Genomic DNA, 15,231 nt, shown 5'->3' on the forward strand with positions numbered 1-15,231 from the left:
AACATTTCGCATGACCTCTTAAAATAAAGGGATGTGAAATGATTGATTTACGCAGTGATACCGTAACCCGCCCGAGCCGCGCCATGCTCGAAGAGATGATGGCCGCCCCGGTCGGGGATGACGTCTACGGCGATGACCCAACGGTTAACGAACTGCAGCGCTATGCGGCTGAACTGAGCGGCAAGGAGGCCGCGCTGTTCCTGCCGACCGGCACGCAGGCTAACCTGGTCGCGCTGCTCAGCCACTGCGAGCGCGGGGAAGAGTATATCGTCGGCCAGGGCGCGCATAACTATCTCTACGAAGCCGGCGGCGCGGCGGTGCTCGGCAGCATTCAGCCGCAGCCGATTGACGCCGCGCCGGACGGCTCCCTGCCGCTCGATAAAGTCGCGGCGAAAATCAAAGCTGACGATATTCACTTCGCCCGCACCAGGCTGCTCAGCCTCGAAAACACCCACAACGGCAAAGTGCTGCCGCGCGAATACCTGAAAGCAGCGTGGGAATTCACCCGCGAGCGCCGGCTCGGCCTGCACGTTGACGGCGCGCGCATCTTTAACGCCGTCGTGGAGTATGGCTGCGAGCTGAAAGAGATTGCGCAATACTGCGACTCGTTCACCATCTGCCTCTCTAAAGGGCTGGGCACGCCGGTGGGCTCTCTGCTGGTGGGCAACGCGGACTACATCAAGCGCGCCAACCGCTGGCGTAAAATGACCGGCGGCGGCATGCGTCAGGCGGGTATTCTGGCGGCTGCCGGGCTGTATGCCCTGAAAAACAACGTGGCGCGCCTGAAGGACGATCACGACAACGCCGCGTGGATGGCTACGCAGCTGCGCGAAATTGGTGCCGACGTGATGCGTCACGACACCAACATGCTGTTTGTTCGCGTGGGAGATGATCGCGCCGCCGCGCTGGGTGAATTTATGAAATCACGTGGCGTGCTGATCAACGCCTCACCCGTCGTGCGTCTGGTCATGCATCTCGACGTGAGCCGCGAACAGCTGGCGGACGTGGTGAAACACTGGCAGGCGTTTTTACAGCGATAAGGAGCATCACGTGCCGCAACGAATTCTGGTGCTCGGCGCCAGCGGGTACATCGGTCAGCATCTCACCGCGGCGTTAAGCCAGCAGGGACACCAGGTGCTGGCAGCGGCACGCAACACTGAACGCCTGCAAAAACTCAGCTTGCCCGGCGTTACCTGCCACAGCGTTGACCTCAACTGGCCGAAGGAACTTCCCGCCCTGCTGGAAGGGGTCGACACGCTTTACTACCTGGTTCACAGCATGGGCGAAGGCGGGGATTTTATCGCCCACGAGCGTCAGGTGGCGATGAACGTCCGCGACGCCCTGCTGCAAACCCCGGTGAAGCAGGTCATTTTTTTAAGCTCGCTCCAGGCGCCCGAACACGAGCAGTCCGATCACCTGCGCGCCCGCCAGCTGACGGCTGACACCCTGCGCGGGGCGAATATCCCCGTCACCGAACTGCGCGCCGGGATCATCGTCGGCGCAGGCTCCGCCGCCTTCGAAGTGATGCGCGATATGGTCTACAACCTGCCCGTACTCACGCCGCCGCGCTGGGTACGCTCGCGCACCACGCCGATTGCGCTGGAGAATTTACTGCATTATCTGGTGGCCCTGCTGAATCACCCGGCGGAGCATCACCGCGTGCTCGAGGCGGCAGGCCCTGAAGTGCTGAGCTATCAGGAGCAGTTCGAACATTTCATGCGCGTCAGCGGCCGCCGCCGCTGGCTGATCCCCATTCCCTTCCCGACCCGCTGGATTTCGGTGTGGTTTTTGAATGTGATCACCTCCGTGCCGCCGACGACCGCCAAAGCGCTGATCCAGGGGCTCAAACATGATTTACTGGCGGACGATCGCGAACTGCGGGCACTCATTCCCCAGGACCTGATCCGCTTTGACGATGCCGTGCGCAATACGCTGAAAGAAGAAGAGCAGCTGGTGAACTCCAGCGACTGGGGTTACGACGCTCAGGCGTTTGCCCGCTGGCGGCCGGAGTACGGCTATTACCCGAAACAGGCGGGCTGCACGGTGAAAACCCACGCCAGCCTGGCCGCGCTGTGGGAGGTGGTGAACCAGATTGGCGGCAAAGACGGTTATTTCTTCGGTAATATCCTCTGGCAAACGCGCGGAGCAATGGATCTGCTGGTGGGGCACAGGCTGGCAAAAGGCCGTCCGGCACGCCCGTATCTTGAGGTGGGCGACGCGGTCGACAGCTGGAAGGTCATCATCGTCGAGCCGGAAAAACAGCTGGCGCTGCTGTTCGGTATGAAAGCCCCGGGGCTGGGCCGACTCTGCTTTACCCTGAAAGACAAAGGCGATTGTCGTGAACTGGACGTCCGCGCCTGGTGGCATCCGCACGGAATGCCGGGTCTGTTCTACTGGCTGTTGATGATCCCCGCCCACCTGTTTATCTTCCGCGGGATGGCAAAGCGGATTGCGCAACGGGCAGAACAAAAGACGGAAAAGATCTAAATAAAACTCTCTTTCTTTCACCTTTCCCATTGCATAGCGCCGTAATTCACGAAAGAATGCGCACGAAATTCTTTTCAACACAGTGGATTGATATGAAGGTACTGGTTACCGGGGCGACCAGCGGCTTAGGCCGAAATGCGGTCGAATTTCTGCGCAACAAGGGCATCAGCGTCAGGGCTACCGGTCGCAACGAAGCGATGGGAAAACTGCTGCAAAAAATGGGCGCGGAGTTCGTCCATGCTGACCTGACGGAGCTGGTCTCCTCTCAGGCGAAAGTGATGCTCGCCGGTATCGACACGCTGTGGCACTGCTCCAGCTTCACCTCCCCGTGGGGTACCCAGGAAGCCTTCGATCTCGCCAACGTGCGGGCAACCCGCCGTCTGGGCGAATGGGCCGTTGCCTGGGGCGTGCGTAACTTTATTCATATCTCGTCACCTTCACTCTATTTCGACTATCACCACCATCGTGACGTGCAGGAAGATTTCCGTCCCGCTCGCTTTGCCTGCGAGTTTGCCCGCAGCAAGGCGGCCAGCGAAGAGGTGATTGACCTGCTGGCACAGTCGAACCCGCACACCCGTTTTACGGTCTTACGTCCGCAGAGCCTGTTCGGGCCGCACGACAAAGTGTTTATTCCGCGCCTGGCGCAGATGATGCACCACTACGGCAGCGTGCTGCTGCCGCGAGGCGGCGATGCGCTGGTGGATATGACCTATTACGAAAACGCCGTTCACGCCATGTGGCTGGCAAGCCAGCCGGACTGCGATAAGCTGATCTCCGGTCGCGCCTACAACATCACGAACGGCGAACCCTGCACGCTGCGCAGCATTGTGCAGCGCTTAATTGACGAGCTGCAGATCGACTGCCGCATCCGTTCAGTCCCTTACCCAATGCTGGATATGATTGCCCGCAGCATGGAGCGTTTTGGCAGTAAATCGGCCAAAGAGCCTGCGCTGACGCATTACGGCGTATCGAAGCTTAACTTTGATTTCACGCTGGATATTTCGCGGGCGGAGAACGAGCTTGGGTACAAACCGATCGTGACGCTGGATGAAGGGATTACGCTTACGGCGGCGTGGCTGCGGGATCATGGGAAGTTGCACCGATAGCCTTAATTCACGGAGAGGGATATCCGAAGGATTACCCCTGCCCGTATTTCTCTAAAAGCGCTTCTGCAATAGCCATCGTTTCCACATCAGCTACGCCGTTCCACAGCTGCGGCCTGAAGTGCATCTGGAACACCATGATGATGCGCTTCTGCTGGGCAGGCGTGCTGTTGTCGGGCACCTCATAACCATAGCGTGCGAGTAAATCCAGCAGCGCTGCGGTGTCTACCGGCTGATAAGGCGGTCGCCCGTTTATATAGAACGCAACGCGCCCGGCATCGGGCCATGCACCAATCCCCTGCTGCGCCAGCTCACGCCACGGGAACAGCGGGCCGGGATCGTCTTTGCGCTGCGGGGCGATGTCCGAATGGGCCACCACATTTTCAGGTCTGATGTTGTAGCGGGCAATAATGTCTTTGGCGAGCGGAACCAGCGCCGCAATTTGCGCAGGCTCAAACGGCGTAAAATGCTTAACGCCCGACGTTTTTTGCCAGCCGCGGTTCTCCAGCTCAATGCCGACAGACGTATCGTTAATCCGGTTGGTGCCGCGCCAGAAGCTGATGCCCGCATGCCAGGCCAGTTCGCTTTCAGGCACCAGCTGCCAGATGCGGGGCTTACCGTCCGGTGCCGGGGGTTTAGCCGGGATCAAATAGTGAGAACTGACGTTCTTATCCGTCAGCGTGGCCAGCGAGCTGTCAAAGTCATCGGCGGTGTAGTGGATCACCAGCACCTTTATACGCGGGTAAGCCGCCTGCGCCTGATGACGCGTGTCCAGCTCGTAGGCGCCTTTGTCGATAATCCCTTTTTCCGTGGCACACCCTGCCAGCAGCAGCGCCAGCAGGAGCGTGGCAAGCGAACGCTTCATCGGAGGGTTTTCACCGCCGTACCGCTTACGCTCACCATCAGCATGCTGGCATCTTTCCCGACCGTTTCGTAGTCGATATCAATCCCCACAACCGCATCAGCGCCGAGGGCTTCCGCCTGCTCGCCAAGCTCTTTAAAGGCGATTTCACGCGCTTTGCGCAGCTCTTTTTCGTATGCGCCCGAGCGGCCGCCAACGATATCGCGGATACCGGCAAAAAAGTCGCGGAAGATATTGGCGCCGAGAATGGCTTCGCCGGTAACCACACCGCAATACTCGGTTATTGTTTGCCCTTCCAGGGTTGGCGTTGTTGAAAACTGCATGGTTTCTCTCCTTCTTTAGCGTTCAATGCCTTAGGCACAGCATTATCGGTTCGTTACGCTATGATTGAAAGGATAGTTAATAAATAAGGAAATCAACATGCGCTATTCTGCTTTAACACTTTTGGTGCCCTGCGCGCTGGTGCTCAGCGCCTGTACCACCACGGTCACGCCAGCCTTTAAGGATATCGGTACCCGCAGCGGCCCCTGCATTGAGGGCGGCCCGGACGCCGTGGCGCAGCAGTTCTATGATTATCGCATTCAGCACCGCAGCAACGATCTCACCGGCCTGCGCCCGTATCTGAGCGACGGTCTGGCAAAACTGCTTAACGACGCCACCCGCGATCCTCAGCACAACACATTGCTGAAATCCGATCCGTTCTCCAGCCGCACCACGCTGCCGGACAGCGCCGAAGTAGCCAGCGCGTCAACCATCCCAAATACCGATGCCCGTAATATTCCGCTGCGCGTGAAGCTGACGCAGGGAACCCAAACCTGGCAGGATGAAGTGCTGATGATCCGTGAAGGACAGTGCTGGGCGGTAGACGACGTGCGCTACGTTGGCGGCAGCGTTCATGCCCCGGCAGGCACGCTTCGCCAGTCGATTGAAAATCGCTAAACCCGCCGATACAACCCGGTAACCCCCGTAAAATGTGCGGCATTTCATGCGGAATGCCGACATTTATACTCGCCGACCTGGCCGTTCGCTATTTTGTGCTATGTTTAAGAGGAAACACGGGTTATATTTAACTTTTAACGCATAAATATTGCATAACTATTCTGTCAACGGTACTATCTGCGGCCTCAATTGCTATAGATTGCCTGGATGAGTAAAGACTGCCCCGATGAGTATTAAACTAAACGGCATTAACTGCTTCTACGGCGCACACCAGGCGCTGTTTGACATCACGCTGAACTGCCCGGAAGGCGAAACGCTGGTTTTGCTTGGCCCAAGCGGTGCAGGCAAAAGCTCCCTTCTGCGTGTCCTTAATCTGCTTGAGATGCCCCGTTCAGGTACGCTGGCAATTGCCGGTAACCATTTTGACTTCGCGAAAACGCCGTCTGATAAAGCGATTCGCGAACTGCGTCAAAACGTCGGCATGGTCTTCCAGCAATACAATCTCTGGCCGCATCTGACCGTCCTGCAAAACCTGATTGAAGCGCCGTGCCGCGTGCTGGGGTTAAGCAAGGATCAGGCGATCGCGCGCGCTGAAAAGCTGCTGGATCGTCTGCGCCTTAAGCCTTACAGCGACCGCTTTCCGCTGCACCTTTCCGGTGGCCAGCAGCAGCGCGTAGCCATTGCCCGCGCGCTGATGATGGAGCCTGCGGTACTGCTGTTTGATGAACCGACCGCGGCGCTGGACCCGGAAATCACCGCCCAGATCGTCAGCATCATTCGCGAGCTGGCGGAAACCAATATTACTCAGGTTATCGTCACCCACGAAGTGGAAGTGGCGCGTAAAACCGCCAGCCGTGTGGTCTACATGGAAAACGGGTATATCGTTGAGCAAGGTGATGCGAGCTGCTTCGCGAACCCGCAAACCGATGCCTTCAAAAACTATTTATCTCATTGATTGTGTCAGGGGAAATATAATGAAAAAAGTATTACTTGCCGTGCTGCTTGCTGGCGTTACCCTTTCCGCTACCGCAGCTCAGACCATTCGTTTCGCCACGGAAGCCTCTTACCCTCCGTTTGAGTCCATCGATGCGAACAACAAAATTGTTGGCTTCGACGTGGACCTGGCTAACGCCCTGTGTAAAGAGATCGACGCGACCTGTACCTTCAGCAACCAGGCGTTCGACAGCCTGATCCCAAGCCTGAAGTTCCGCCGTATCGACGCCGTGATGGCCGGTATGGACATCACCCCGGAGCGTGAAAAGCAGGTTCTGTTCTCTACGCCTTACTACGACAACTCCGCCCTGTTCATTGGTCAGAAAGGTAAATACACCTCTGTCGATCAGCTGAAAGGCAAAAAAGTTGGCGTGCAGAACGGCACCACGCACCAGAAATTCATCATGGATAAACATCCGGAAATCACTACCGTTCCGTATGACAGCTACCAGAACGCGAAGCTGGATCTGCAAAATGGCCGTATCGACGGCGTATTTGGTGATACCGCGGTCGTGACCGAGTGGCTGAAAGCCAACGATAAGCTGGCGCCAGTGGGCGACAAAGTGACCGATAAGGATTACTTCGGTACCGGTCTGGGGATTGCCGTTCGTCAGGGCAACACTGAGCTGCAGCAGAAATTCAACGCTGCGCTGGAAAAAGTGAAGAAAGACGGCACCTACGAAACCATCTACAAAAAATGGTTCCAGAAGTAATTCCTGATGAATGAAATTTTTCCTTTAGCAAGCGCCGCCGGGATGACCGTCGGCCTTGCCGTTTGCGCACTGATTATCGGCCTCGTGCTGGCGATGTTCTTTGCGGTGTGGGAATCCGCGAAATGGTTCCCCGTCGCCTGGACAGGCTCCGCGCTGGTCACCGTGCTGCGTGGGCTTCCGGAAATTCTGGTGGTCCTGTTTATCTATTTCGGCTCCTCACAGCTGCTGCTGACGCTGTCGGACGGTTTTACGATCAATCTTGGCTTTGCGCAGATCCCGGTGCAGATGCAGATTGAAAACTTCGACGTCAGCCCGTTCCTGTGCGGCGTGATTGCCCTCTCCCTGCTCTACTCCGCGTACGCGTCGCAAACCCTGCGCGGTGCGCTGAAAGCCGTGCCGCAGGGTCAGTGGGAGTCGGGTCAGGCGTTAGGCCTGTCGAAGTCAGCGATCTTCTTCCGTCTGGTCATGCCGCAGATGTGGCGCCATGCCCTGCCGGGCCTCGGCAACCAGTGGCTGGTGCTGCTGAAAGATACCGCGCTGGTGAGCCTGATCAGCGTTAACGATTTGATGCTGCAAACCAAAAGCATCGCCACCCGTACCCAGGAGCCTTTTACCTGGTACATTGTGGCGGCGGCTATCTACCTGGTGATCACGTTGCTCAGTCAGTACATCCTCAAGCGTATTGACCTGCGTGCGACGCGCTTTGAACGGAGACCAGGCTGATGCTTGAATATTTCCCCGAGCTGATGAAAGGGCTGCACACCAGCCTGACGCTGACCGTGGCGTCCATTATCGTGGCGCTGATCCTGGCCCTTATCTTCACCATCATCCTGACGCTGAAAACGCCGGTGCTGGTGTGGATTGTGCGCGGCTACATCACCCTGTTTACCGGTACGCCGCTGCTGGTGCAGATCTTCCTGATTTACTACGGCCCGGGCCAGTTCCCGTCGCTGCAGGAGTATCCGGTTATCTGGCATCTGCTTTCTGAACCGTGGCTGTGTGCCCTGATTGCCCTTTCGCTGAACAGTGCGGCCTATACCACCCAGCTGTTCTACGGGGCGATCCGCGCCATTCCGGAAGGACAATGGCAGTCCTGCGGAGCGCTGGGCATGAGCAAGAAGGACACGCTGGCGATCCTGCTGCCGTACGCCTTTAAGCGCGCGCTCTCCTCTTACTCCAACGAAGTGGTGCTGGTGTTCAAGAGTACCTCTCTGGCCTACACCATCACCCTGATGGAGGTGATGGGTCACGGACAGCTGCTGTACGGGCGCACCTATGACGTGATGGTGTTCGGCGCGGCAGGCGTGGTTTACCTGGTGGTTAACGGCCTGTTGACGCTGATGATGCGCCTGATCGAACGTAAAGCGCTGGCGTTTGAGCGCAGATCGTAGGCCGGGTAAGCGCAGCGCCACCCGGCAAGAAGTGCATAAATGTGATTAATCAATGCGGGTAACTTTTTGGTTATCCGCTTTTTTTTGCCACGCAAATAATATTTAATCATTTTTATTGCATATAAATTCATTAAATGGCATTGTACATCCATGCCGCAGACACGGCGCATAAATAAGACAGACGGGAGTATTACAATGAAAAAGTTAGTTCTGGCCGCATTACTCGCTACCTTCGCCACTGGCGCATCCGCAGCTGATAAAATCAATTTTGGCGTGTCCGCCACCTATCCGCCGTTTGAATCGCTGGATGCCAGCAACCAGATCGTGGGTTTCGACATTGACCTGGCGAAAGCGCTGTGCAAACAAATGCAGGCCGACTGCACCTTTACCAACCATGCCTTCGACAGCCTGATCCCGTCGCTGAAATTCAAAAAATACGACGCGGTGATCTCCGGGATGGACATCACGCCTGAGCGCAGCAAGCAGGTTGCGTTTACCGACCCGTACTACGCCAACTCGGCGGTCGTGATTGCGAAGAAAGGTGCCTATACCTCTTTCGATCAGCTGAAAGGCAAACGCATCGGCATGGAAAACGGCACCACGCACCAGAAATACCTCCAGGACAAACATCCTGAAGTGAAAACCGTGGCTTATGACAGCTACCAGAACGCGATTATCGACCTGAAAAATGGCCGCATCGACGGCGTGTTCGGCGATACCGCCGTGGTGAACGAATGGCTGAAAACCAATCCGCAGCTGGGCACCGCAACCGAGAAAGTGACCGATCCGCAGTACTTCGGCACGGGTCTGGGCATCGCGGTACGTCCGGATAACAAGGCCCTGCTGGAAAAACTGAACGGCGCGCTGAAAGCGATTAAAGCTGACGGTACGTACCAGAAAATCAGCGAGCAGTGGTTCCCGCAGTAAGATTTTTTTGCCGGGTGGCCCGGCCTACGGGGGTGGTAGTCTGTAGGCCGGGTAAGGCGAAGCCGCCACCCGGCACTCTCTCACAACGGCACAAAGAACCTGAACCGCGCCCCGCTCACCGACTCCATCAGCCTGATCCCACCGCCGTGCAGCTCCAGCATACGTTTCACGATTAACAGCCCCAGTCCGCCGCGATTCTCCCGCGATGCCTGGGTGTTCAACGCCGATGGCCGCTGGAACAGATCGTCGCGCAGCGAGGCATCTACGCCCGTTCCGCTGTCAGCCACTTCGACCTGAAGCCGTTCATTCTCCTGCCAGACCGCCAGACGAATTTCCCCGCCAGATGGCGTATGGCGCATCGCGTTATCGAGCAGGTTGGTCACCACGCGTTCGATCATCGACACGTCGGCGTTAATCAGCGGCAGCGGTCCCGGCACGTCAATATGCAGATTCACTTCGCGCGTGCGGGCGGTGAGCTCAAACTTCTGCGCCACGTCGGAAATCAACTCCCCCATCGCGAAACGCTCGCGCTGCGGCTTAATGCCGCCGTGCTCAAGGCGCGCCAGCTCGAACAGCTGCTGCGATAGATGACGGACTTTTTGCCCCTGACGCAGCGCGGTGGCGAGATACTGCTGGTGCTCCTGCGGCGTCAGCGTGGCGGATTTTAGCGACAGGGTTTCCAGATAGCCCAGCAGCGAGGTCAGCGGCGTACGGAGATCGTGCGAAATGTTGGCGATAAACTCCCGGCGCTGGCGATCGCTGTCGGCCAGCTGGTCCCACTGGCGGGTGATTTTGCGTGCCAGCTCGATAAAGCTGTTGCGCAGGATCGCCACTTCATCCCTGGCCGCCGCGTCCAACGGCTGCGCCGCCAGCTGTCTGATAGCGCTGATGCTGTCCTGCTCCAGCCCGGCGACCTCCACCGTCAGCTGTTTTACCGGGCGCGTGACCCAGTACCAGACCAGTAAACCTGCCAGCAGGCCAAACAGCGCGACCCACAGCAATGACCACAGTACCGTGCTCCACAGCGCCTTATGCCAGGCCATTTCAGCCAGGGCGTTTGACTCTTCGCCCTGCAAAATAATGTACAGATAGCCTTTTAGCTCGCCGTCCTGCCGCAGCGGCGTGGCGCTAAAGACCTTTTTATTTTGACTGCGAGGATCGTCGCCCAGAACCGGTATGGCGGTACCGCTCAGGAAGGTCTGAACCGGGGCCAGATCGATTTTTTGCCGCTGAATGTGGCCCGGCGGTGCGGCATCGGCCAAGATATCGCCGTCCGGGGAGACAACGTACAGCTCAACGCTCGGATTAAAGGTCATCAGCCGATCGAACAGCGGCTTGAGCGCCGTTCGGTCGACCCTGCCCTGCGCGTCCAGAATCGGTTCACGCAGGACTATCTGCTGTGCCAGCCCGCCCGACAGCCGCTGCACCATCGCGTTGCCGTACTGCGTACTGGTGTAGAGTTGTACCGCACAGGCGACGGTGGCGCAGAGCATCATCAGCAGGATAAACAGCAGCGTCAGTCGCTGGCCCAGGCTAAAGCGGCGCATCATGATTTGGCTCCGCAAATTTATAGCCCTTGCCCCAGACGGTGCGAATAATCTCCGGCTCGGCGACGTCCTTCTCAATCTTGATGCGCAGGCGGTTGATATGGGTGTTAACAGTGTGCTCATAGCCTTCGTGCTGATAGCCCCAGACCTGCTCCAGCAGCGCCAGACGCGAAAAGACCTCGCCAGGATGACGGGCAAAGAAGTACAGCAGCTCGAATTCGCGCGGGGTGAGATCCACCACCTGGCCGTGAAGCAGCACGCTGCGCGCCAGCGGATCGATGGTCAGACCGTGGGCCTGAATTTGACCGTCGGTTTGCGCCTGCCCCATCGCCTGCTGGCGGCGGAACAGCGCTTTGATGCGCGCAATGAGTTCCTGCACCGAGAATGGCTTCGCCAGATAATCATCGGCGCCGGTTTCCAGCCCGGTAATGCGGTCGGTCTCGCTGCTGCGGGCGCTGATGATGATCACCGGCAGGTAGCGCGTCATCTGACGGATGCGGCGGCAAATCTCCAGACCGTCAACGCTGGGCAGCATCAGGTCGAGGATCACCGCATCCCACGGCTGTTTTTCAAGACGCAGTAAGGCCTTGCCCCCGTCGGGCTCGTGGGTGATGGCGTAGCCTTCGTCTTCTAAATTGAGTCGCAGAAGCGCCGCGATATCGTGGTCGTCTTCCACCAGCAGGATCTGCTTCATGGGTAAGCCTTTATTCATCTCTTATGAAGTAAGCTTACCTGATTTCGAGCGGGGGAAGAGTTCACATTTTGTTTAAGATTTCACGAGCAACGTCAGCACTTCGTAATGCGCGGTATGCGGGAACATATCGAAAAGCTGAACGCGTTCAATGCGGTAGCCCGGCAGGCTGGCGATGTCTTTCGCCATGGTCTGGGCGTTACAGCTGGAATAGACGATGTACTCGGGTGCCATCTGGCTCAGGTAGTCGCACAGCGCCTTGCCGATGCCGCGGCGCGGCGGGTTGACCAGCACCAGCTCCGGCACGTTGCCCTGGCCGGTCGCAAACTGCGTGGAATCCAGCGCCTGGAAGTGCAGATTCGTTAACCCCAGCCCGGCGGCGGACTGTTTCGCGCAGGCAATCGCTTCGGCAGAGATCTCAATGCCGGTGAGCTGCATCTCTGGCGTGGCGCAGTGCAGGCCAAAGCCGCCCACGCCGCAGAAGAGATCCCACATATGATGGACGTTTAACGCACGAACCCAGTCGCGGGCGGTGGCGTACAGGCTGCTTGCCACGGTCGGGTTGGTCTGGAAGAAGCTTTGCGGGCGGATCCACAGCGGCACGCCGTTGAAGCTTTCGGCCAGCGCGTGCTGGTCGGTGAAGAATATCTCTTTCTCCCCTTCCATGATCGCCATATGCACCGGCTGAATATTTGCGGTAATGACCTTCAGCTGCGGCAGCTGTTCCTGCAGCCACGGCAGCGCCGCGCGCAGCTGCTCCAGCTTGGCTTCCGAGCGCAGCACGAAGCGCAGCATCATGCCGCCGTCGAGTTGGCTTTCCGTCAGCAGAAGGTACTTCAGCTCGCCGCGCCTGCGGGCGACGCTGTAAGGCGTTAACCCTGCACGCGCGATAAACGGTTTCAGCGCGGCAAAGACGGGTTCAAACGAGGCGGGATACAGCGGGCAGCCGGTCAGGTCTTCCGGTGTGCCGTCGCGGTGCAGCATTCCCAGCAGCGGTTTTTCAACGCTGCCGCTGACCACCATTTTGGCCTTATTACGAAAGCCCAGCTCCGGGCCACTGACGGGTGCGCACCACTCGCCCACCGCTTGTGCTGCTAGCAGCTGTTGCAGGTCGGCCATTTTGGCGGTGAGTTGTTGAGAGACCGGCTGTTCTATCCACTGACAGGAGCGGCAGCGTCCGGCGTCATAGAGTGCGCACTGCATATGAAAACCTTAAGAATCACGAGGGCTGCGATTATACACATTATTGCAGGCGGAAGAACCGCCGGCTTGAGGCCGGAACGAAGAGTAGACAGAGCACCAGCATATCCGGAAGTTTTTGCATAAACAGCGCGCGCAGGATCTCGCGTTTGGATTCCCCGGCAATGCTGAACAGCTCCGGGTAACCGTATCCCAGCGAGGCGGCCCACAGATAGCTGGCGGCGGTAATTTGCGTCAGCAGATAGACCCAGCGCGCCCAGTTGCGCCCTTTGACCAGCGAAAACGCGCAGTAGATCTCGATAAACACCAGCACCAGGCTGCTCAAAAAGACCAGCGTCAGATTCCACGTCTGCACGCTGCGGTGAATGAATTCACCGATGCCGCGCACGCCCAGGGTGTTCAGAATCATCAGCACGTCCAGGCAGCGGATCATAATAATGGCGAGCGCCGCCACCTGAACCAGTGCAGGTACGTTAGGACGCGCGTGCGTAGTACGTGATTTTTTTAATAATCCCAATGTTTTACTTCCCTGAAAAACAGTGCCGCGTCATGCGCGGCACTTCACTGGAAATTTTAAATCCTTCAGCCGCGTCTTGCACGCTGGATATCGCGCACGCGCTGTTTTTCCGCGCGCGCCATCAAATACCAGGCGATAAATCCGACAATTCCGACCACGCCGAGGATGATAGAGGCCAGGGCGTTGATCTCCGGGTTGACCCCCATGCGCACGCTGGAGAAGACCAGCATCGGCAGCGTCGTCGCGCCCGGTCCGGAGACAAAGCTGGCGATAACCAGATCGTCCAGCGACAGCGTAAACGCCAGCAGCCAGCCGGAGATCACCGCCGGCATAATCATCGGCAGGGTAATGATGAAAAAGACCTTCAGCGGCGTCGCGCCAAGATCCATCGCCGCCTCTTCAATGGAGCGATCCAGCTCGCGCATGCGCGAGGAGATCACAACCGCCACGTAGGCCGTACAGAAGGTGACGTGCGCCAGCCAGATGGTGAGCATGCCGCGATCCGCCGGCCAGCCGATGGCGTGCGCCAGGGCCACGAACAGCAGCAGCAGCGCGAGACCGGTGATCACGTCCGGCATGACCAGCGGCGCGGTGATCATAAAGGCGAACCCGTTTGAGCCGCGAAAACGCCCGAAGCGCACCATCACCAGCGCGGCGATCGTGCCCAGCACCGACGCCATTGTCGCCGCAAGGGCAGCAATGGTCAGGCTCAGCCCCACCGCGCTCATCATCGCATCGTCGTGGAACAGCTCGCTGTACCAGCGCGTCGACCAGCCCGCCCAGACCGTCACCAGCTTGGAGCTGTTGAAGGAGTAGATCACCAGCATCAGCATCGGCGCATACAGGAAGGTAAAGCCGATAACGAGAATCGCAATTCGCCACGGAGAGCGCACTACCGGTAAATTGTTCATCCGTGATCTCCCATCTGTTTCTGCTGATGCTTGTGGAACCACATGATCGGCACGATCAGCAGCAGGAGCATGACAATCGCTACCGCCGAGGCCACCGGCCAGTCGCGGTTATTGAAGAACTCCTGCCACAGCACGCGGCCAATCATGATGCTGTCCGGGCCTCCGAGCAGTTCCGGGATCACAAACTCCCCCACTGCCGGGATAAAGACCAGCATTGACCCGGCGATAATGCCGCCTTTGGTCAGCGGGACAATCACGCTGAAGAAGGTTTTTAACGGACGGGCGCCAAGATCGAGCGACGCTTCCACCAGCGAGTAATCAATGCGCGTCAGGGCCGTGTAGATCGGCAGAACCATAAACGGCAGATAGGCGTACACAATGCCGATATAGACCGCGAGGTTGGTGTGCAGGATCGTCAGCGGCTGATCGATAACCCCGAGCCACATGAGAAAGTTATTCAGCACGCCGTTGTTTTTCAGGATCCCCATCCAGGCGTAAACGCGGATCAGGAACGAGGTCCACGACGGCAGGATCACCAGCAGCAGCAGGATGTTACGCGTCGACGGCTTGCTGTGCGCCACCGCCCACGCCAGCGGGTAGCCCATCACCAGACAGCAGAGCGTCGAAATCGCCGCCACCTGCAGCGACTGCAGATACGCTTCGAAATAGAGCGGATCGTCGGTGAGCTGCAGGAAGTTGCCGAGATTAAGCGTCAGCGTCAGCTGCCCGTCGGCCCAGTCCAGCAGGTTGGTATAGGGCGGGATCGCCCGCGCCATTTCCGCCAGGCTTATCTTGAAAACAATCAGAAACGGCAGCAGGAACAGCAGGATCAGCCACACGTACGGCATGGCGATCACCAGCTTGCGGCCGTGGTTCATCTGCAAGCGCGTCAGCCACTGGGCAAAACCGCCCGGCTTTTCTGCGCGAGCTGGAGGTTCAAGTGCACTCAT

General features: G+C 58.2%; 17 protein-coding genes. 9 read left to right on the forward strand and 8 right to left on the reverse strand.

Annotated features, from left to right (window positions below):
* Positions 1 to 38 precede the first annotated feature (38 nt).
* The 3 genes from ltaE (at position 39) to M2422_RS07185 (ending at position 3,593) form a co-directional block, all read left to right on the forward strand.
* The gene (gene ltaE / locus M2422_RS07175) at positions 39 to 1,040 is read left to right on the forward strand and encodes a low-specificity L-threonine aldolase (RefSeq protein WP_064672198.1); all 1,002 of its coding nucleotides are present in this window, start codon (positions 39 to 41) and stop codon (positions 1,038 to 1,040) included.
* Between the two features lie 10 nt (positions 1,041 to 1,050).
* Positions 1,051 to 2,487: an SDR family oxidoreductase gene (locus tag M2422_RS07180; RefSeq protein ID WP_064672197.1), complete on the forward strand. Its 1,437-nt coding sequence runs from the start codon at positions 1,051 to 1,053 to the stop codon at positions 2,485 to 2,487.
* 92 nt (positions 2,488 to 2,579) lie between these two features.
* On the forward strand, positions 2,580 to 3,593 hold the full coding sequence (locus M2422_RS07185) for an NAD(P)-dependent oxidoreductase (protein WP_033146514.1): 1,014 nt from the start codon (positions 2,580 to 2,582) through the stop codon (positions 3,591 to 3,593).
* Between the two features lie 31 nt (positions 3,594 to 3,624).
* On the opposite strand, the gene M2422_RS07190 is transcribed toward M2422_RS07185, so the two are convergent.
* Positions 3,625 to 4,455: an N-acetylmuramoyl-L-alanine amidase gene (locus M2422_RS07190; RefSeq protein ID WP_047061480.1), complete on the reverse strand. Its 831-nt coding sequence runs from the start codon at positions 4,453 to 4,455 to the stop codon at positions 3,625 to 3,627.
* A complete protein-coding gene (locus tag M2422_RS07195; RefSeq protein ID WP_023310944.1) occupies positions 4,452 to 4,775 on the reverse strand; it encodes a heavy metal-binding domain-containing protein in 324 nt (107 codons plus the stop codon). The genes M2422_RS07190 and M2422_RS07195 overlap by 4 nt, the downstream gene beginning before the upstream one ends.
* 97 nt (positions 4,776 to 4,872) lie before the next feature.
* On the opposite strand from M2422_RS07195, the gene M2422_RS07200 reads away from it, so the two are divergent.
* The 6 genes from M2422_RS07200 (at position 4,873) to artJ (ending at position 9,415) form a co-directional block, all read left to right on the forward strand.
* Positions 4,873 to 5,391 carry a lipoprotein gene (locus M2422_RS07200; protein WP_045403666.1) on the forward strand — a complete coding sequence of 173 codons (519 nt, stop codon included), beginning with the start codon at positions 4,873 to 4,875 and terminating at the stop codon, positions 5,389 to 5,391.
* A gap of 226 nt (positions 5,392 to 5,617) precedes the next feature.
* Positions 5,618 to 6,346: an arginine ABC transporter ATP-binding protein ArtP gene (artP, locus tag M2422_RS07205; RefSeq protein WP_047061479.1), complete on the forward strand. Its 729-nt coding sequence runs from the start codon at positions 5,618 to 5,620 to the stop codon at positions 6,344 to 6,346.
* Positions 6,347 to 6,365: 19 nt separating this feature from the next.
* Positions 6,366 to 7,097, forward strand: coding sequence for an arginine ABC transporter substrate-binding protein ArtI (gene artI / locus M2422_RS07210; protein ID WP_064672196.1), 732 nt, complete (start codon positions 6,366 to 6,368; stop codon positions 7,095 to 7,097).
* 6 nt (positions 7,098 to 7,103) lie between these two features.
* Complete coding sequence (gene artQ / locus M2422_RS07215) at positions 7,104 to 7,820, forward strand: arginine ABC transporter permease ArtQ (protein WP_023310941.1); 717 nt, start codon at positions 7,104 to 7,106, stop codon at positions 7,818 to 7,820.
* Complete coding sequence (gene artM / locus M2422_RS07220) at positions 7,820 to 8,488, forward strand: arginine ABC transporter permease ArtM (protein WP_033145048.1); 669 nt, start codon at positions 7,820 to 7,822, stop codon at positions 8,486 to 8,488. Before artQ ends, artM begins: the two co-directional genes overlap by 1 nt.
* A gap of 195 nt (positions 8,489 to 8,683) precedes the next feature.
* Positions 8,684 to 9,415: an arginine ABC transporter substrate-binding protein ArtJ gene (gene artJ, locus M2422_RS07225; RefSeq protein ID WP_064672195.1), complete on the forward strand. Its 732-nt coding sequence runs from the start codon at positions 8,684 to 8,686 to the stop codon at positions 9,413 to 9,415.
* A gap of 80 nt (positions 9,416 to 9,495) precedes the next feature.
* Here the strand turns inward: artJ and M2422_RS07230 are convergent, their stop codons facing one another.
* From M2422_RS07230 to potH, 6 genes are all read right to left on the reverse strand, one after another.
* A complete protein-coding gene (locus tag M2422_RS07230) occupies positions 9,496 to 10,965 on the reverse strand; it encodes an ATP-binding protein (RefSeq protein ID WP_039261494.1) in 1,470 nt (489 codons plus the stop codon).
* On the reverse strand, positions 10,949 to 11,656 hold the full coding sequence (locus M2422_RS07235) for a response regulator transcription factor (protein WP_259140309.1): 708 nt from the start codon (positions 11,654 to 11,656) through the stop codon (positions 10,949 to 10,951). Before M2422_RS07235 ends, M2422_RS07230 begins: the two co-directional genes overlap by 17 nt.
* A gap of 72 nt (positions 11,657 to 11,728) precedes the next feature.
* Positions 11,729 to 12,856 carry a 23S rRNA (uracil(747)-C(5))-methyltransferase RlmC gene (rlmC, locus tag M2422_RS07240; RefSeq protein WP_064672194.1) on the reverse strand — a complete coding sequence of 376 codons (1,128 nt, stop codon included), beginning with the start codon at positions 12,854 to 12,856 and terminating at the stop codon, positions 11,729 to 11,731.
* Between the two features lie 40 nt (positions 12,857 to 12,896).
* On the reverse strand, positions 12,897 to 13,370 hold the full coding sequence (locus M2422_RS07245) for a YbjO family protein (RefSeq protein WP_023310935.1): 474 nt from the start codon (positions 13,368 to 13,370) through the stop codon (positions 12,897 to 12,899).
* A 65-nt stretch (positions 13,371 to 13,435) separates the two neighbouring features.
* Positions 13,436 to 14,281, reverse strand: coding sequence for a putrescine ABC transporter permease PotI (potI, locus tag M2422_RS07250; RefSeq protein ID WP_029739447.1), 846 nt, complete (start codon positions 14,279 to 14,281; stop codon positions 13,436 to 13,438).
* On the reverse strand, positions 14,278 to 15,231 hold the full coding sequence (gene potH, locus M2422_RS07255; RefSeq protein WP_033145043.1) for a putrescine ABC transporter permease PotH: 954 nt from the start codon (positions 15,229 to 15,231) through the stop codon (positions 14,278 to 14,280). Before potH ends, potI begins: the two co-directional genes overlap by 4 nt.

Origin of the sequence: Enterobacter sp. SLBN-59 (genome assembly GCF_024807915.1) — a bacterium.
Lineage (GTDB): Bacteria > Pseudomonadota > Gammaproteobacteria > Enterobacterales > Enterobacteriaceae > Enterobacter > Enterobacter asburiae_B.